Source organism: Thermococcus sp. 21S9 (assembly GCF_012027635.1).
Lineage (GTDB): Archaea > Methanobacteriota_B > Thermococci > Thermococcales > Thermococcaceae > Thermococcus.
The window spans coordinates 113,258-131,232 of the sequence record NZ_SNUS01000001.1; the positions used below are offsets into that span (position 1 = coordinate 113,258).

A 17,975-nucleotide genomic window follows, 5' to 3' on the forward strand; every position below is an offset into this window, starting at 1 on the left:
CAAACCGAAAAATTTATAAATACACTTCCCCTCTATGGTTTCGGGTCGTGGGCCGGTAGCTTAGCCTGGTTAGAGCGGCGGACTCTTAATCCGCAGGTCGGGGGTTCGAATCCCCCCCGGCCCGCCAAAACGCGTTTCTCCTCGGCGCGTTCTGAGAGGGAGCGCGTTTGAGACTTCAGTGTTAAGGAGACTTGAAAAATGAGTTTTAAGGAGCTTGGCTTATCGAAGGCCTCCGTTGAGGCCGTTGAGAGAAAGGGTTTCTCGGAACCCACTGACGTTCAGAGGGAAGTTATACCGCTCATCCTCGATGGAAAGAGCGATGTCGTTGGTCAGTCAAAGACCGGGAGTGGAAAAACGGCGGCATTTGGCCTTCCAATTCTCGACCTGATAGATGAGGGCAGGAAGGAAGTCCAGGCGCTCATTCTAACGCCGACGAGAGAGCTGGCAATACAGGTGAGTGAGGAGCTTCGCTCGCTACGCGGGAAGCGGAAGATAGACATTTACGCCGTCTATGGAGGCCAGCCGATAGGGCCCCAGATAAGGGCCCTTGAGAGGGCTCAAATCGTCGTTGGAACGCCCGGCAGGGTGCTCGACCACATAAGGCGCGGAACGCTCAGGCTCGACTCGCTCCGCTTCTTCGTCCTCGACGAGGCAGACAGAATGCTTGACATGGGCTTTCAGGAGGACATTGAAGCAATCCTCCGAGCCACCCCAAGGGAAAAGCGCGTCATGATGTTCTCGGCGACGATGCCGATGGACGTTCTGTTGCTCGCCAAGAAGTATATGAAGAACCCCGAGGTTGTCATCGTGAGCAGGGACGAACTGGTTCCCGGCGAGGTCGAGCAGGAGTTCATAGAGGCCGTCCCGGCGAGGCGCTACGGAATCCTCAAGAAAATCCTGAGCGAGGACTTCTACGGCATAATCTTCTGCCAGACGAAGGTGGAAACGCGGGAGCTGGCGGAGAGGCTCAGGAGGGACGGGTTTAAGGCAGAGGCCCTCAACGGGGACATGAGTCAGCCCTCAAGGGAGAGAACCTTCGGAAGGTTCAAGCGCGGGAAGACCGAGATTCTTGTGGCGACGGACGTTGCCGCGAGGGGGCTTGACGTTCCTGAAATTACTCACGTCGTCAATTACTCAATCCCCATGAACGCCGAGCAGTACATCCACAGGATTGGCAGAACCGGCAGAATGGGGAAGAAAGGAAAAGCCATAACCTTCATTGCGCCCGGTGAGCTCAGGAGACTCAGGTACATAGCGAGACAGGCAGGGGTTGACGTCAGGAAGTCGGAGCTGAGCGAGGAACTTCCGAAGGGGTACAGGGAAATGGTTCGGCGCGACGAGCTTGAGAACGAGTACAGGCACAGGTGGGGCAAGAAGAGGCCGAGGCAGAGGAGAAGACGCTACTGAGCCTCTGGTTTTGTTCTTTTATATTCCTACCTGTTAAACCTTCTGGGGAATGTTTTAGAAGGTTGAATCCGAGAACGTGCTTTTCTGTGTTTGGTTTGCCCAAAACTATTGCACGAGAGTTCCAAGGAGAATGAGATGACAAAAGGAGTTTGGCGCCGGGGCAGGGATTTGAACCCTGGCGGGCATGCGCCCACGGACTCTCCAGGCCCGCGCCTTCCCAGGCTAGGCTACCCCGGCGCATAAAGGAAATCAGGAGATGAGCTCAATCTCGATGGTGACGTCCTCAGGAACGCGGATGCGCATAATCTGGCGCATGGCCCTTTCGTCGGCCTCGATGTCGACGAGCCTCTTGTGAACGCGAAGCTCGAAGCGGTCGAAGGTGGCGGTACCCTCTCCGTCGGGGCTCTTCCTGGTGGTAATCCTTATCCTCTTGGTCGGGAGCGGTATGGGACCGCTCATTCTGACACCGGTCCTCTCGGCAATCTGCTTAATCTGGTCGGTGACCTCGTTGAGGGCCTTGATGTTCGTACTTGCAAGCTTAATCCTCGCCTTCTGCATTTCCGTCCCTCCTAAAGTTTAGGAAGTAAAGGAAAGGCCGAAGAAATCACTCGGCCTTCTGGATGGAGATAACCATACCTGCAGCGACGGTCTGGCCCATGTCACGGATGGCGAACCTGCCGAGCTGCGGTATCTCCTTGACCGGCTCGATGACCATGGCCTTGGTCGGCCTGAGGATGACGATGGCGGAGTCACCGGTCTTGATGAACTGCGGGTTCTCCTCGAGGACGTTACCGGTCCTCGGGTCGAGCTTGGCGAGGAGCTGCTCGAACCTAACGGCGACCTGGGTGGTGTGGGCGTGGAGGACCGGGGTGTATCCGACGGTGATGGCGGTCGGGTGGTTGAGGACGATTATCTGGGCCTTGAAGGTGTCCTTCGGCCTGACGACAGTCGGCGGGTTGTTGGTGTGTCCGGCAACGTCACCGCGCTTTATGTCGTTCTTACCAACGCCACGGACGTTGAATCCGATGTTGTCACCCGGGTAAGCTTCCTGCATGGGCTCGTGGTGCATCTCGATGGACTTAACCTCACCCTGGATGGGCTTGTGGAAGATGGTGCTGGCCGGCTCGAAGATGACGACGTCGCCAACGCGGAGGATACCGGTCTCGACACGGCCGACCGGAACGGTACCGACACCCTTGATGGAGTAGACGTCCTGAATCGGAATGCGGAGCGGCTTGTCGGTCGGCTTCGGCGGCTCGGGTATCTGGTCAAGGGCCTCGATGAGGGTCGGACCGTTGTACCAGGGCATCTTGTCGCTCTTCTTGACGACGTTGTCGCCCTCCCAGGCGCTAATCGGGATGACCGGGAAGTCCTTGTAGCCGAGCATCTTGAGGAGCTTCTCGACCTGGGCCTTGACCTTCTCGAAGGCCTTCTGGTCGTAGTTGACCATGTCCATCTTGTTGATGGCGACTATGATGTGGCCGATACCAAGGGTCCTGGCAAGGAAGGCGTGCTCCTTGGTCTGGGGCATGACACCGTCGGTGGCGGCGACGATGAGAACGGCGGCGTCAGCCTGGCTGGCACCGGTAATCATGTTCTTAACGAAGTCCCTGTGGCCCGGAGCGTCGATGATGGTGATGTACCTGTGCGGGGTCTCGAACTTGGTGTGGGCGACGTCGATGGTGATACCCCTCTCGCGCTCCTCCTTGAGCCTGTCCATGACCCAAGCGAACTTGAAGGACTTACCCTTCTCACCCATCTCCTCGAACTTCTTGATGATGTTCTCCGGTATGTTGGCGGTGTCAAAGAGCAGCCTTCCGATGGTGGTGCTCTTTCCGTGGTCTACGTGGCCTATAAAGACGATGTTAACGTGCGGCTTCTCCTTCGGCATTTTCAAACACCTCCAGTTTTTGGTCTAGTCTCGTTGACTAGGACGGCTTTTTAAATCTTTCGAACCTCGGCCCCCTCGGGCGGGGAACCCGCCGTTTACGGGGGGACCTCATGAGTTCCGACCCTAACTTGAGGGGCGAGTTTAAAAAGTTAACTAATCGCCCTTAAACGCGTATCTGTCAAAATCAGGCCTCCTACTCTCGGAGCGAGAGGATTGGACTGAAGAACGAACCGAAATGTGAACCAAAGTCAAAATTCAAGAAAGGTGAAGAAACGGAAAGCCGGGACGGCTTCACTGCTGCGGGCAGACGTCCTTCTCGGTCGGCGGGTTCGGGTCGAGGCCCTTCCTCTGGCGTATCTGTCTGATGATGTTTACGGCGAGCTCGCTCGGAACGCGCTTGAATCCGGCGTGCTCGGTGCTCCAGAGGGCCCTTCCGCTGGTGGCTCCACGGATGGCTCCAGCGAATCCAAACATCTCCGCAACTGGAGCCTCGGCAATGATAATCATGACCTCGCCTTCCTGCCTCATGTCGATGAGCTGACCGCGCCTCTGGTTGATTTCCCTGCTGACGGCACCCATGTACTCGTAGGGAACGTTGATGATGACCTTCTGGTACGGCTCGTAGAGGACCGGACCGGCCTTCATCATGGCGCAGTGGATTGCAGTCCTGATGGCCGGGTAAATCTGGGCCGGACCGCGGTGGACGTTGTCCTCGTGTATCTTGGCATCGTGGAGCCTGACGATGACCTTCATGACCGGCTCCTTGGCGAGCGGTCCCTCGTCCATCGCCATGTGGAATCCGTCAACAAGGAGGTCCATGACCTCGTTGAGGTACTGAATACCCTTGGTGTTGTCGAAGAACATGTTGCCGTTGTAGACGTCGACGATGCCCTTGGCCATCTCGTAGTCCATGCCGAGCTCGGCGAGCTTCTTGGCGACCTCCTTCGGGTTCTTGGGCCTGCCCTCTGGGATTATGCCCTCCCTTATTGCCTCGTAAATCTCGTCGGGCATCGGCTCGACGGTGATGTAGAACCTGTTGTGCTTGTTCGGGGACTTTCCTTCGACTATCGGGCTCTTCTTGGTGACGCTCTCGCGGTAGACGACTATCGGCGGGGAAACGTCGACGTCAATCTTCCAGTCTTCCTTGAGCTTGACGAGCTTGACCTCAAGGTGGAGCTCACCCATACCGCTGAGGAGGTGCTGGCCGGTTTCTTCGTCAATCTTGACGTGAAGGGTCGGGTCCTCCTTGGCGAGCTGTCTAAGGGCCTCGATGAGCCTCGGGAGGTCCTTAACGTTCTTGGCCTCGATGGCGACGGTAACGACCGGCTCACTAACGTAGTGGAGGGCTTCGAACGGCTCAATCGGCTCCTCGGCGACGGTCTCACCGGCCATAGCGTCCCTCAGACCGGTAACGGCGACGATGTTTCCAGCGGGGACGGCCTCCATGTTAATCCTCTCGGGACCCATGTAGATACCGACCTGCTGGATTCTGGCCTTTCTCTTGCTGTTGATGAGGTAGACTTCCTTACCGCTCTTAACCGTACCGCTCCAGACACGGCCGGTAGCAACCTCACCGGCGTGCTTGTCGATGATTATCTTGGTGACGACCATGACCATCTTGCCCTTCGGGTCGCACTTGAGCATGGCCTGGCCGACCTCGCTGTTTATGTCGCCCTGCCAGAGGTGCGGAATCCTGTACTTCTGGGCCTCAAGCGGGTTCGGGAGGTGCCTGACGACCATATCAAGGACGACGACGTGGAGCGGGGCCTTCTGCCTGAGGGTCTTGAGGTCACCGGCGTTGGTGAGCTCGACGATGTCCTTGAAGGAAACGCCAGTCTTCTTCATGTACGGAACGCTGAGGGCCCAGTTGTAGTAAGCGCTTCCGAAGGCGACGCTACCGTCCTCGACCTTGACCATCCACTCGCTCTTGAACTCTTCAGGAGCGTAGCGCTTGATGAGTCTGTTGACGTCGGTGATTATCTTGGCGAAGCGGTTGAGTATCTCGTTCGGGCCGAGCTTGAGCTCCTTGATGAGACGGTCAACCTTGTTGATGAAGAGAACCGGCTTGACGTACTCGCGAAGGGCCTGCCTGAGAACGGTCTCGGTCTGGGGCATGACTCCCTCAACGGCGTCGACGACGATAATCGCACCGTCTATGGCACGCATGGCCCTGGTAACGTCACCACCGAAGTCAACGTGACCCGGGGTGTCGATGAGGTTAATGAGGTAGTCCTGGCCTTCGTAGTTGTGAACCATCGAAACGTTGGCCGCGTTGATTGTAATACCCCTCGCCTGCTCCTGCTCGTCGAAATCGAGGACGAGCTGCTTTCCGGCGAGCTCCTCGCTTATCATTCCAGCACCGGCGAGCAGGTTATCGCTCAGCGTGGTCTTACCGTGGTCAATGTGAGCGGCGATACCCATGTTCCTGATTCTCTCAGGCTGGGTCATGAGTTCCTTAATCTTCGCAATCATCTCTTCCCTTCTTCCCATAACGCACCACCTTTGGATGAGCTTGTCGGCTTAACTTAAAAGGCTCGGTTATAAAGCTTTTCCCGGTCGAGAACGGAGCCGGACTCTGGGCGGTCAAACTACTTAAGCCTTTTGGAGATGAACTCCCGGACTTCCCCCACGAGGTCCTCCCTCGCGTAGATTCCCCAGCGCCAGTTGCTTTCCTTGGCCTCGACGAGCGCCCTGACGACCGGCGAGACCTCGCTCAGGCGTTTAATTTCTCCGTTGAACTCCACAAAGGCATTCCTCTCCTCGAACCTCGGTTTTGGTGGGTAATCAAGCAACGCCAGGTGGCCGAACTCGCTTTCCAGCTCCCGTTTTAGCTCCCTGATGGTTCCTTCATCAAGCTCCTCTCCGCTCCAGACGACGCGCTTGTAGAGTTTTCTATTCTCGATTGCACCGATGAGCTCGCGGACTTCTTTTCTCTCGCTCGCCCTCAGCCGAGCAACGAGGTCAACCTCGTCCATTTTCCGGAGCTCCTCAAGCTCAATCCCTTCGAGCTCAACGGCCTTGCACAGCATCGCGCCCGCTATCCTGACCGTGTGGTGCTGGTAGACCGTTGGATACATCATGCTCCTCGATATCAGGAGATTCTGGCCGGCCATTATCCCCTTCTCTCCGAGGATTAGTCTCCCTCCGTCCCAGCGGAGGTTTCGTATGAGCCTCTCGAGGTCGACCAGCCCGTAGGCAACGCCGGTGTAGTACGCATCTCGCACGAGGTAGTCCATTCTATCGGCGTCTATGTCACCGCTCACGAGGGGGTGCTTGAGAAGGCCGAGGAACTCCCCGAGCGAGAACCGCTCCCGTAAAACGTCGCCGATTTCCCCGTGCTTTATCAGCCACCTCGTGTTGTCCTCGTGCCTCGGGAAGAGGCATTCAAGGGTGTGGCTGAAGGGGTAGTGCCCGAGGTCGTGGAGCAGGGCCGAGTAAACCGCTTCCTCGTCAATTTCCGGGTTTCTCTCCCGTATGAGCCTCGCTATGTGGAAGGTCCCGAGGGAGTGCTCGAAGCGCGTGTGTCTGGCAGAAGGGTAGACGAGGAAAGCCAGACCAAGCTGGGTAATCCTCCTGAGCCTCTGGAACTCAGGTGTGTCAACCAGCTTTACCGCGAAGTCGTCGAGCTCTATCCCGCCATGTATCGGGTCGTGGACGAGCTTCATGTCAATCGCCATGAGGGGGTAAGAAAAAAGCTAATAAACCTAACCGCCCGAGACCTAACCGTTGGCAGGGTGTGGACCCTCCTGCCCGGGGGAGAGGGGGACGTCTTTGCCCCCTCTCTCCTTCCTTCTGATGCGTGGCTTGAACAGCTTCTCGACCTCTTCTTGAACTTCCTCGGCTTTTCCGCTCAGAACGAGCTTTCCGTTGCCTATCACGACGACCCAGTCAACGATGGGCATCAGAGGCTCCCAGATGTGGCTTATGATTACGAAGTTGGTTTTCCCCCTCATATCCTCGATGATTTCAATGACTTTCTCCATGCTGTCAAAGTCTATATTGGCGAGAGGCTCGTCGAGGAATATCAGCTCTGGACTTCCTATGAAGGCCTGCGCGAGGCTCAATCTCTTTAGCATTCCCGAAGAATAACCGCTTATGCGCTTATCAATGAAGGTCTTCACCTCAAAGAGCTCCGCTACACGCCCAACTTCATCTTCACATGCTCCTTTGCTCTCTGCAAAAAGAGTGAGCCATTCCCGTCCCGTTGTGAACTGTGGAAAGGCCGGCGGGTCGTAGGCGACGCCGAAGCGGGCCTTGACTTTCCAGTTGTTCCATGGGGTTTCGCCGAACACCCTAATTTCTCCGGAGGTCGGCCTGTAAACCCCTGTGGCGAGCTTTAGGAAAGTGCTCTTTCCGCCACCGTTGGGGCCGAGGATTAGCGTGACTCCCTCTGGAATGCTAACCGTGACTCCATCAAGGGCGTGAATGCTCCCGAAGTGTTTCTTAAGGTTTCTAGCTTCGATTATCATCTCTTCCACCTCCAGACCACGAGTGCTAGAAGGAGTGCAAAGGCGGAGCCGCTGATGTATAGAGAGTTTTGAACCTCCTTGGTCGGGTAGTTTTTAATAAATCGGAGGGAGCAGGTTAGTTTGTCCGTGCCGTTGTTGATTATCAGATAGTCCCCCTCATGGGGGAGGACAAACTGATATCCGGCATGACCGTAAACGGTATGTTTATCCACCAGCTCCCCGGTTATGATGTCGTAGACCTCAACGACCCCGTTACCACTGCAGGAAGCCCCGATGAGGGAGCTCGTTGGGGTGTGCACCGTTACGGTGCTGAGGCTGGTGACGTTTCCCTGGTGTCCCACCGGCTGGAGAAAGAGGGGACCTATTGAGCCGACCTCGTTCTCATAGGAATCATAGACCCACAGGGAACCGATGGTGAGCAGGAGCATCGCGGAGAGAAGGGCCGCCCAGAACCTCATACCACATCCCTCCTTTTGATGAGAACCCATGAGAGGGCAAAGAGGGCCAGCGGGACGAGAAGGCCCCAGCTGACGTACTGAGCCGTGAAAGGCGTGAAGTCAGTACTTCCGCTCCTGGAGATAGCGTTGATGAAGAGTTGAGGGGGCAGGTTAGAGACCCCGGTCACGCGGGGCGCGTATATCACCGCGAAGCCGACCATGAATGCGAGGAACGCGTTTGGAGAGATGAGAGAAGTCAGGGTGCCAACAGCTATTAGGTAGAGCACCATGAAGACCACTAGAACTAACGCGTCTCCAATGAAACTGGAGGTTATCGCGGGAAGATAACCGGCTATGCTTGCATATGTTGTTACAGTGATGTAAGTAAAGGGTAAAAGTATCATTATAAATCCGTAGATGAAGAGTGAGAGAAGTTTAACTCCAAATATCTCCGTGTTTGAATATGGAAGCGAGTAAACTGAGAGTGCAATCCCACTGTCCCTGTCATAGCGGAAGGTCAAGGCCCCAAGAAGCAGGATTAGGAAGCCCATCAGGGTCCAGACATCGTTGAGGGAGAGCAGACCCAGTATTGACGTCGAAACCCCGGAGGCCTTTGACGCGCCAAAGAGTTGAACATCCATTCCCGATGCGAATCCAACGCTCGAGCTAACCCCCATCAGAAACCTCTTCATGGCCATTCCAACGAGGAGTATTCCAAAAAATAGAAGAACGTTCTTTATTACGTCGTTCATTTCCCAGCGGAAGAGTTTGTAAAGCCTTCCCATATGACTACCTCCCCGGTTTCTTTACCTTGCTAATTCCAGCCGTTACCAAGAGAACCACGAGGGCTCCGTAAAAGACGTAGGCCGTTTTAACGTCCGGTCTGTGAAAGCTGACGGTGTTGGATTTTTTAACGCCCGTTTTAAACGACTTCAGTACAAGCCCCACCGCGTAGAAGTCATCGTGTTTAACTTCCACTTGATACAAGGCGTATTCATCGGAGAAGGACGTGCTTAGAACACCAACGGCCCAGAGGTCGGACCCGCCGTTCGGCGTGAACACGAGCTTTCCATCCGATGCGTCGAACGTGTAAATCAGGGTTGCCATCTGAACGATCTCGATGGGATACCCCTTCCCAAACGGCTGGGTCAGGTTAAACGAGTACCTGTCGGTAACCACGGTCTTGAGGGGCGGATAATAGGTGATATTCTTCCATCTCTTCGGATTCTTGTTGTCTACCATAACCCTGCCGACAACTGTGCTGAAAGGGTACTTGGAAAACGTACTGCCCTTTTCGAGCGGGTGCAACAGGTTGTCAAAGAGCATCGTGTGGCCGTAGGCTTTTCCGTTCTTTACAACCTGCATGTCGGCTTCTCTGATGAGATACGAGCCGGTTATCGTAACTTTCCGAAGTCTGAACACGTACCAGGTCCAGTCCTTGAAATCCGGGTCATGGCTCTTCTCGGTTTTCGCCGACAGAACTTCAGACTCATTCCAAAAGACTGGAGGACGAACTCCTTTAGGAAGAACCGTCATTACAGTGACGTTGCTGAGCTCTATTTGAACGTGCGAAAGAATGTATCCATTGTTTTCATCGGAGAAGTTGAACCGTATCACGGTGTCGTTGTACGTTTTTATAATGTAAAGAACCCCAGAGTAGTTGTAAATCATCAACGAAGTGGTTATCCAGTCAGGTTTGTCCCCGTGGGAGACGCGGTAGTGAATGTATGGGTTGTATCTTGAGGAAATATACGTTAGTGACACATAGCCCCCAACCCCTGACGAAGCGCTTGCAAAGGATGGAATTACTATTATCATTAACATGAGAGAACATATTAATAAGTATCTCCTCATATTGCCCCCTCCAGAGATTAAAAAAGAAGTTTAAAAACAAGCAGATAGTGTTCAAACGTATGGCCACCCAGCAGATGAAACTACCTTGTGATACCCGTCTATGGTTACTATGGTCTCAGCCCCATTCGGATCAGGTATTATTGTAACTCCTGTAAGGACGTGAGCTCCGTAAGCACCCCCGCCTCCAGTCCTATACGTGATGTAGTAGTTTAGGTAGGGGTGCTGAACATCGTACTTGACTCCAATCTCCGTCCAAGAGTATCCATACGAGTCACTGTTGTATCTCCTAACTGAAGTAACAGCCCAAGTCGTCGCTGCCACGAGTCCAGTAGCTACTACCAAGAGTCCAAACAGCACGGCAACCAGCTTCTTCATAGTTCCGACCCTCCTGCCCGGGGGCAATTAATACGCTCGACCGGGCGATTGATACTATCCTTGACTTGGTATTTAACTTTTACTTCGAAATTGAGATATAAATTCCAAAAAAAAAATCGACCATAATGGAGATGGAATGGACACAGTGCAAATAATGAAGCGAATTACTTCACGTTAATAACTGGATTATACCAAGATTGGCGAAGTTGTTTAACAAAAATGTTATACTCCTAACGGAAAAATTTCGAAGACTAAAAATGATGAACGAGTATCGAATTTCGAACCTTCAGCTCCACGTCTCGGCTATAACATCGTGCTTGTGGATGCTCTCGTTGCTGATGACTTTCACGTGGAGTTTGCCCCTAAACTTCTCTCGGGCCTTGACGAAAATCTCGCGCGCGACATCTTCAACGAACTTCGGGTTCGCGAACATGCCCTGAACGACCGCGTTCTCGTCAACCGTCTTCAGGAGTGTATACGTCGGGTGGCTGAAGGAGCTCTCCACGACGTCAATCATGTCTTCGAGCGCTATCTCCTCGTCGAAGGCCGTCCTGACCTCGAGCTCGCCGATGGCCCTCTGTATGTGGGTCTTGCCGTTGTTGTTGGCCATCGCGTGCGGGCAGGCGGTGTTGCCTATAACCCTGACGCGGAGAACCTTCTCGAATGTGCCGTCCTCGTTCTTGATGACGCCGACCTCGACGTCGTAGGGCTCGTAGCTCGTCTTCCCGCTCGCCGGCGTTTCCCTGGGGATTATGAGGTGGGTCTTAATCCAGACTTCCGCCCTTCTATGCGGATGCTTGCCCTCAAGGCGCCTTATGACAGCCCTTCCAAGCTCCTCAAGCGAGCTGTGGGCTTCCCTAACCTCTTCCTCCACGGCCTCGCTCATGGCCTCGGTTATGCTCTCCACGAGCCTGCTCATGTGGATTCCCTTTTTCTCGGCAGGGACGTCTATCGTGACCTCGAAGAGCGGGAGGAACGTGTAGACCTTTCCCTTCCAGTTAATCTTGGCGACGCTCCTGAGGTTAGTTATGCCGACGCGCCTGAGGGGTTCTCTAATCTCCGGAACTTCTTCCTGAGTCTCAATCACTTCTCTCACCCGGGGTTGGCTTGAGAAAAGGTCTTTTAAAGTTAAGCCCGGAGCTCGTTCACCATGTAGTAAACGGTCCTCAGGGGAATACCGAGGCGCTCGCTGATTTCCCGCATCGGAACGCCCTTCCTGGCCAGCTCGCGGACGAGCTTCACCGTTTTTTCGTCGTACTTCCTCGGCCTCCCTCTTGGCCTGTTCTCGGGGACGAGCTCTATACCGAGCTGGCTGAGGGCATAGATAACCCTCTTGGAGACCTTTGGATAGAGACTCGGCGGACAGCTTATCCTCTTCACGTTGGGCGCGTTCTCGAGGATTTTGACTACGACCTCCTTGGTCGGCCTTAAACTAACGTAAACCTCGGTGACGTCCTCATTGAGCTCGGAAAGCTTCCGCAGGAGTTCATCGTAGGTTTTGGCGCTCACCCGAACCTTCATGCCCTCACCCCTGCAGGAGGTCGAGGAAGCGCTTGGCCTTGTCGCTCTTCGGCATGAACTTCTCGAACTTCTTCAGCTCGCTCTCGCTGAACAGAACCTTGTGCAGGCCGGAAATCACGAACTTCTTTATGGCCTCCTCCAACTCGGCCTCGTCAATCCCGAGGACCTCTGCGACTTTTCCTTCGTCGTATGGACTCATGCCGTAGAGCAGAACCCCTCCGAGGAGGTAGTTGGGAATCGTTGTTATGTCCTTCCTCTTCCCGGTCAGCTGTTCCTCCATCTCGCACTTCCTTATGACGTAGATGCTCCCCTGACCGGTCTTGAAGTCCTTCTCGTGCCTGAAGGGCAAATCAAGGATTGAGTAGTGGCAGTCGACGCAGAGCTTTATCCCGGGGAAGATACCCAGGGTCTCGCGCTCCGTCGAGGAGGTGAGGAAGTAGTAGCGGAAGATGTCCAGGCCGAGCTTTTCGGCGCCGTTCTCGGGGTCGAGGGAGGCGTAGGCAAGTGCGAGGTTGTCAACGGTGTAGTGGTTGTTTATGAGAACTCCCCTCGTCTTCACGAACGTCAGAACGCGCCAGCGGAACCTTCTCCCGAAGCGCTTCCTGAGCTCCATCTCGATGTCTGCATCGGCCGGAAGGTCGAGTCTTGCTTTCTTCAGCCTGTTGTTCTCGAAGTATTCAACCTCAATCCTTATGCTCTTCGTCCTGACGGTTCCCTTCTCGCGGAGCTTGCCCTTTATGAACTTGAAAGTCTCTCTGACCTCGATGCTCTCCTTGGCCAGAAGGCGCAACACGTCGCCGGAATAGGCGAGGTGCGGAAGGACTTCGAGCCTGCCGAGCTTCACGGGCTTCTCAACGGCCCTGACCTTCTCGAAGTTCTCCTTCGTTATGGCATCTATCGGAATCTCCTTCCTGCCGAGCTTGAAGGTATAGTTGGCCGAGAGCAACGCCAAGGCCATCTTGTGGGCGGTTATAGCGGAGCGGAGCCTCTCAAGGGCCAAAGCCCTGTTGTGCTTCTTCCTGTAAATCCACTGGAGGTGGGGGTCCTTGTTCTTCTTGTCCATGAAGCGGACGGAGGGAGCCGTTTCCCCAACGCGCCTCTCGAGCTCGTCCTGGAGGTCGTTCAAAAGGGAAACGTTGCGCTGGAGGGTGTAGGCTAACTTAGCGGGCTCGAAGTTTTCGAAGAGCTCACCCAGGTCTATGCCTATATCGTCGAGTATCTTGTTGACCTGGGCGACGAGCTCTTCAGTCGTCGTCATGGTAGCAAATCACCGTTGTTTATCTTTTCCGGTAAATACTCCTTGGCGACGAACTCGAGGGACTTATTAGCCAGAGCCTGCTGTTCAATCCTGACGCCCCACTTGAGGGCCATCTTGAGCTGTCTCTGCCACTCCTTGTTCTGGAACCAGGGGTACTCCATTTCCTCAAGGATTCTCTTGTAGTCGCCCGTCGGACCACCTTTCTTGTTGGGCGGGATTCCCTTGAGCTTCTCGGTGACGTTCTCTAAACCATAGCGCTTTATGTCGTCCATCGTCATGCCCACGAACCTCGCCTCGGGCGTTGCAAGCTTGTCGCTGAGGTAGGCGAGGTTTATCGAGCCCTGCTTTATGGTGGAGTAGATGTACCAACCGTAGGGGTCGCCATCGGTGAAGACGATGATTGGCAGGCCTTCCTCGTAGTGAAGCCTGTGGATTAAACGCCTGACGCCACGCGAGGCCTGTCCCTGGGTCGCTATGATTAAAGCTTTCTCCTTCTTCGGGAACTTTTCCTCGATGAGACGGTCGGCCATAGCGGCGGTCTCGACAACGAGGGCGTAGTCAACGTTTATCTCCGGGAACTGAATGTGCTCGACCGTTCCCGGGACGGCCCAGCCACCGCTTCCGAGCTTGCTCGCGTTGAACTCGTCCTCACCGTCGCGGATGACTATGTCACCGTAGATGTAACCGCGCCTGTCCGCTGTGATGTGCATCTCCTCACGCAGGACTCCGAGCATCCTCTCCAAATCCTCGATAATCGGGTCGCTCTCGCGCTGGTCCTCGAAGGTGTTCTCCTTCGTTCCGGGAATCGTGTGCTTGTTGGCGTAGTAGGCTTCACGAAGGCTCGCGTGCTTGCCCTCGGCGACGAGCCTTTTCACGTAGGCCATTATGAGCAGGGTTTGCATGAACTTTCTGGCATGAGCAACGTTGAGGAAGTAACGCCTCGAAAGCTTATCGCCCATTCTGATGAGCTTGGCCTTCTCGTCGAAGTAGACGTTGTTTAAACCGCGCGTTGGTATGTCAAAGTAGGGGTTCTTGCCCGACTTAATGGCCTCGAGGACGCTCCTGCCGTACTCCTCAAGCTTGCTGAGCACTTTTCTCGGGTCGTAGGAGAACTTCTCCTTGGGCCTCTCGCGCTTTATTGCCTTGGATTTAGGCATTCTCGCTCACCTCCTGCCCCTTGGAGGCAAAGTGACTCTCTATAAACCTGATGAAGTACTCCCTAATCTTCTCCTCAGGCTCGCCCGTGAGAACGCTTAAAGCCCTCGCTATCTCGGGCACGTACTTCTCAAAGGTTTTCTTCCTCTTGACCTGGTAGAGGCGTCTGTGCTTTCCGCTGAGGTAGGTTTGGAGCCTTCTCGCCGCGTCCATTATGGCCAGGCGAATCTCGTTGTAAATCTCGTCAACGCTCGCTATGCTCTGCTTTCCGGTTCCGGTGTAGGGGACGTGGACTGAAACGACGTTAATCATGAGCACGAGCGGGGTTCTGTCGAGGTCGTCAACGCGGTAGCGCTTCCAGTCTATCGAGCGGGCCGCTTGAGTGGTCACACACGAGCCAGCATCGAAGAGGAGTGGAACGCGGTTCGCGTATCTTAAAAGCTCGAAACCGCTCGGTATCTCACCACCATAGGCCAGGCCGACCTCGACCTGGAAGGGGATTCCGCCGGAGTATACCTTCGGGGGCCTCGTTACGGCCGTTACGAATTCAGGCTTGAGGATTCCCTTCAAACCCTTCTCGATGTTCTCCTCGCCTATGGGCCTGAGGCCGTGTGTCGGTGGAGCGAGGAACTTCATGTACTTGAAGGCCTCGACTATCTCCTCTGCCTCGTGCCAGGTGAGTTTTTCGGGCGGTTTCTCCATCATCCTCGCGACCTGCTTGACGACCTTGGTGTAGCCCTTGAAGGAGCGGAGAACGGCTTTAACCTCCCCCTTCATGAGCCTCTCGTAGAGCTGTTCCTGAACCTTCTTGTCCTCGACCGTCTTGATGAGCCTCAGTGCCGCTATGTACTCGACGAGCTCGTCAACCTTCTTGTCGCTTATCCTCGAAAACTCGCCGACGAGGAAGCGCCTCACGCTCGTCCTTCTCGTCTTCTTGGCCATTCTATAAACGTCGTCCGTGAGAACGCCCTTCGGGTGGGGCTTCATCTCAACCGGCGGTTCCGGAATCTCGTCGCTCGAGCGCGGGAAGACGATTAGCCTTCCGTCGGGCTCAATGAGCTCGATGTGTGCGTGTGGATTCGCTATCGCGGTGAGCTTGAGGTACCAGTAGACACCCTGCTTGGAGCGCATGTACTTGACGTTCTTGACTTCGAGCTCTATCCTCGTCCCGTGCCAGCCGTCCGGGTTCGGGTGCTTCTCCTTCTTTACGATTTTACCCTCGTTTCTGTCAACGTCAATCTTTACCCAGGCCTCTATTATCTCGTTGCCCGTCGAGGTCACGACGCGCGTGGCCTTTCCGCTCGTTATCTGGGCGAACATCACCGCACCGCTTATACCGATACCCTGCTGGCCCCTGCTCTGTATGTTCCTGTGGGCCTTCGTTCCGGCCAGCATCTTTCCAAAGACGTGGGTTATGTACTTCTCCGGGATTCCCGGGCCGTTGTCCTCCACAACCACCTTGTAGTGCTCCCTTCCGAGTTCCTCAATCTCGACCCTTATGTAGGGGGAAATCCCGGCCTCCTCACAGGCGTCGAGCGAGTTCGTCACTGCCTCGTGGACGAGCGTTGTAAGCGAGCGGACTTTTCCGGTGTAGCCGAGCATTGCCGCGTTTCGCCTGAAGAACTCGCTGACGCTCTGGATTTTGAACTCCTTAAAGAGCTGATTCGCCTCGGCCATGCTCATTCCTCCAGTTCGTTCTCGGGCCCGCCCTCAAGGGCCTCGTAGTAGGCAGAACTCTCAAGCTCGAGGTCCTTCTTGCGCCTTTCGAGGTAGCGGTAAACGACGCCGTGGGGCGAGCCCTTGGCGAGCTTCTCGATGGCCGTCCTGGCCACCTCGACCTGAATCGGATTACCGATAATCGCGACGGTCTTTCCGTAAACGCTCACGTCTGCACCGCTCATCTCCTCGATAATCTCCCGCGTCCTTCCTTTCCGTCCGATTATCCTGCCTCTGACCCTCGGCAGGGCGTTCTTCTCGTTTCCGACGACTATGTCGGTTAGGTTCACGACCTCGAGGATTTCACCCTCGTTGAAGAGCCTGAATGCCCTCTCCGGCGAGAAGCCCCTTCCGATTGCAAGAACAACATCCCTCGCCTTCCAGACCGCGAGCGGGTCCCTGGTTTCCTTCGTGGAGGTGATGAAGACCTCCCCGGTCTCGCTGTCCACCTCTATTTTCGTGCCTGTGCGCTCCTCGATTTCCTTCTTGGTCTTGCCCTTTCTACCTATGAGGACGGCTATCCTCTCCTTCGGAATCCTGACGAACTCCTCCTGCTCGCCCTCGGCCACGTAATCAATCTCGCCGAACTCGGGCTCTTCAATCGGTTTTCCATCCTTATCAACGCGCTCGTACTTCTTCAGGAGTCTCTCAAACTCGTCCATGCTCTCACCTCTCAATCAGCTCGCGGAGCTTAACCTCGTAATCCTCAACGTCAACCCCCTTCCTCGCGAAGTAGTTGGTAACGTTCCTCAGGTCGCGCTTTAAAAGCTCGACGCTCATGCGGTTTCTCCTGACGGTGGCCTGCGACCAGTCTATGACCACCGGCCCGTCCCAGAGCAGGACGTTGTACTCGCTCAAATCGCCGTGAACCATGTCACCGCGCTTCCAAAGCCTCTCGATGACGCCGATTAGGTAATCGTAGAGCTCCTCAAAGTCGCTTCTCTCAAGCTCTCTCTCAACGTCCTTCAGCCGTGGAGCCGGCATCTCGTCGCCGATGAACTCCATTACCAGGACGTTGTTGCGAAAGATTATCGGCTCGGGAACGCGGACGGCGTACTTTATCGCCCTCTGGAGGTTCTTGAACTCCCTCCGGGTCCACTGGAAGACGAGCTTCCGCATGTCCTTCGGCAGGTAGCCGATGCGCGGGTCCGCCGCGAGGTACTCCCATATCCTCCTGAACTCGGTGGTGTAAGTTCTGTAAATCTTCACCGCTATCCTGTTGCCCTCCGAATCAACCCCAGCGAAGACGTTTGCTTCCTTACCCGTGCTTATTACGCCGTAGAGCTCCTCGATTTTACCGCGACGGTGGAGGTAGGCCAGGGTTTCCTTGGTCGTTCTGTCGAAGACCTCGTTGGCTATCTTGTAGAGCTCGCTGTCCTTCTCCCGCCTATCCCTGAGGCCCAGTATCTCCTCGACTTCCCTTTCAAGGGCTTCCTCGCGCATCGCCACCACTCACGGGCTCAGAACAACAGCTCCCCGCCGGAGAGGAAGTCCTGGCTTATCTTGCCCTTCCTGAGGAGCCAGTCCACCTGGGTCCTCGTGTAGCGGTAGACGATGTCCCCGCGCTCGTCGGTCTGAACCGGCCAGGGCTGGACGATGACGACGTCGCCAACGCGCATCCACATCCTTCTCCTGAGCTTGCCCGGAATCCTGCATCTCCTTATCTTGCCGTCCTCACAGCGGACGTCCATCCATCCGGCACCGAGGGCCTGCTCTATGACTCCGAAGAGCTGTCCCTGGCTCCTGTCCGGGAGGGGAACGCGAATAACCTCGTCGCCCTCCACCTGCCTGTTCTTCTTTTTACCGCCCCTACCTTTCCTGTACGCCATGAGCATCACCTCCAACCGCTTTGTTTGAGCCCTTATAAGCTTACCCATGCAAAAATTCTCCAA

At 55.3% G+C, this 17,975-nt stretch carries 18 protein-coding genes and 2 tRNA genes; 2 read left to right on the plus strand and 18 right to left on the minus strand.

The features are described 5' to 3' along the window. Window positions 1–49 precede the first annotated feature (49 nt). Both E3E28_RS00665 and E3E28_RS00670 read left to right on the plus strand, forming a co-directional pair. Window positions 50–127: transfer RNA gene (locus E3E28_RS00665), tRNA-Lys, on the plus strand. A gap of 71 nt (window positions 128–198) precedes the next feature. Continuing rightward, a complete protein-coding gene (locus E3E28_RS00670) occupies window positions 199–1,407 on the plus strand; it encodes a DEAD/DEAH box helicase (RefSeq protein ID WP_167913634.1) in 1,209 nt (402 codons plus the stop codon). Between the two features lie 150 nt (window positions 1,408–1,557). On the opposite strand, the gene E3E28_RS00675 is transcribed toward E3E28_RS00670, so the two are convergent. The 18 genes from E3E28_RS00675 to eif1A form a co-directional block, all read right to left on the minus strand. Then, window positions 1,558–1,644: transfer RNA gene (locus E3E28_RS00675), tRNA-Ser, on the minus strand. 12 nt (window positions 1,645–1,656) lie between these two features. Next, window positions 1,657–1,965 (minus strand): 30S ribosomal protein S10, encoded by a 309-nt coding sequence (gene rpsJ / locus E3E28_RS00680; protein WP_012571711.1) that lies wholly within the window; start codon window positions 1,963–1,965, stop codon window positions 1,657–1,659. Between the two features lie 46 nt (window positions 1,966–2,011). Continuing rightward, window positions 2,012–3,298, minus strand: a complete 1,287-nt coding sequence (gene tuf, locus E3E28_RS00685; RefSeq protein WP_167913635.1) for a translation elongation factor EF-1 subunit alpha — start codon at window positions 3,296–3,298, stop codon at window positions 2,012–2,014. 291 nt (window positions 3,299–3,589) lie between these two features. Next, window positions 3,590–5,788, minus strand: a complete 2,199-nt coding sequence (locus E3E28_RS00690) for an elongation factor EF-2 (protein ID WP_167913636.1) — start codon at window positions 5,786–5,788, stop codon at window positions 3,590–3,592. Between the two features lie 98 nt (window positions 5,789–5,886). Continuing rightward, the gene (locus tag E3E28_RS00695; protein ID WP_167915060.1) at window positions 5,887–6,963 is read right to left on the minus strand and encodes an HD domain-containing protein; all 1,077 of its coding nucleotides are present in this window, start codon (window positions 6,961–6,963) and stop codon (window positions 5,887–5,889) included. 54 nt (window positions 6,964–7,017) lie between these two features. Then, window positions 7,018–7,767 (minus strand): ABC transporter ATP-binding protein, encoded by a 750-nt coding sequence (locus E3E28_RS00700; RefSeq protein ID WP_206203778.1) that lies wholly within the window; start codon window positions 7,765–7,767, stop codon window positions 7,018–7,020. Further along, window positions 7,764–8,225, minus strand: coding sequence for a hypothetical protein (locus E3E28_RS00705; RefSeq protein WP_167913637.1), 462 nt, complete (start codon window positions 8,223–8,225; stop codon window positions 7,764–7,766). Before E3E28_RS00705 ends, E3E28_RS00700 begins: the two co-directional genes overlap by 4 nt. Further along, the gene (locus E3E28_RS00710; RefSeq protein ID WP_167913638.1) at window positions 8,222–8,989 is read right to left on the minus strand and encodes a hypothetical protein; all 768 of its coding nucleotides are present in this window, start codon (window positions 8,987–8,989) and stop codon (window positions 8,222–8,224) included. The genes E3E28_RS00705 and E3E28_RS00710 overlap by 4 nt, the downstream gene beginning before the upstream one ends. 4 nt (window positions 8,990–8,993) lie before the next feature. Beyond that, the gene (locus E3E28_RS00715) at window positions 8,994–9,968 is read right to left on the minus strand and encodes a hypothetical protein (protein WP_342764463.1); all 975 of its coding nucleotides are present in this window, start codon (window positions 9,966–9,968) and stop codon (window positions 8,994–8,996) included. A gap of 141 nt (window positions 9,969–10,109) precedes the next feature. Then, the gene (locus E3E28_RS00720) at window positions 10,110–10,433 is read right to left on the minus strand and encodes a hypothetical protein (protein WP_167913640.1); all 324 of its coding nucleotides are present in this window, start codon (window positions 10,431–10,433) and stop codon (window positions 10,110–10,112) included. A gap of 286 nt (window positions 10,434–10,719) precedes the next feature. After that, window positions 10,720–11,520, minus strand: coding sequence for a GTP cyclohydrolase IV (locus E3E28_RS00725; protein ID WP_167915062.1), 801 nt, complete (start codon window positions 11,518–11,520; stop codon window positions 10,720–10,722). A gap of 41 nt (window positions 11,521–11,561) precedes the next feature. Then, entirely contained in the window at window positions 11,562–11,954 is a 393-nt protein-coding gene (locus E3E28_RS00730) for a DUF1699 family protein (RefSeq protein WP_167913641.1), read from the minus strand. Window positions 11,955–11,958: 4 nt separating this feature from the next. Next, entirely contained in the window at window positions 11,959–13,212 is a 1,254-nt protein-coding gene (locus tag E3E28_RS00735; RefSeq protein WP_167913642.1) for a DUF530 family protein, read from the minus strand. Further along, complete coding sequence (locus E3E28_RS00740; RefSeq protein ID WP_167913643.1) at window positions 13,209–14,369, minus strand: DNA topoisomerase IV subunit A; 1,161 nt, start codon at window positions 14,367–14,369, stop codon at window positions 13,209–13,211. Before E3E28_RS00740 ends, E3E28_RS00735 begins: the two co-directional genes overlap by 4 nt. Next, on the minus strand, window positions 14,362–16,044 hold the full coding sequence (gene top6B / locus E3E28_RS00745; RefSeq protein ID WP_167915063.1) for a DNA topoisomerase VI subunit B: 1,683 nt from the start codon (window positions 16,042–16,044) through the stop codon (window positions 14,362–14,364). The genes E3E28_RS00740 and top6B overlap by 8 nt, the downstream gene beginning before the upstream one ends. A gap of 2 nt (window positions 16,045–16,046) precedes the next feature. Further along, window positions 16,047–16,745 carry a KH domain-containing protein gene (locus tag E3E28_RS00750; RefSeq protein WP_167913644.1) on the minus strand — a complete coding sequence of 233 codons (699 nt, stop codon included), beginning with the start codon at window positions 16,743–16,745 and terminating at the stop codon, window positions 16,047–16,049. Window positions 16,746–16,749: 4 nt separating this feature from the next. Continuing rightward, window positions 16,750–17,526, minus strand: a complete 777-nt coding sequence (locus tag E3E28_RS00755; protein WP_167915064.1) for a serine protein kinase RIO — start codon at window positions 17,524–17,526, stop codon at window positions 16,750–16,752. 17 nt (window positions 17,527–17,543) lie between these two features. Then, the gene (gene eif1A / locus E3E28_RS00760) at window positions 17,544–17,912 is read right to left on the minus strand and encodes a translation initiation factor eIF-1A (RefSeq protein WP_167915065.1); all 369 of its coding nucleotides are present in this window, start codon (window positions 17,910–17,912) and stop codon (window positions 17,544–17,546) included. Window positions 17,913–17,975 lie beyond the last annotated feature (63 nt).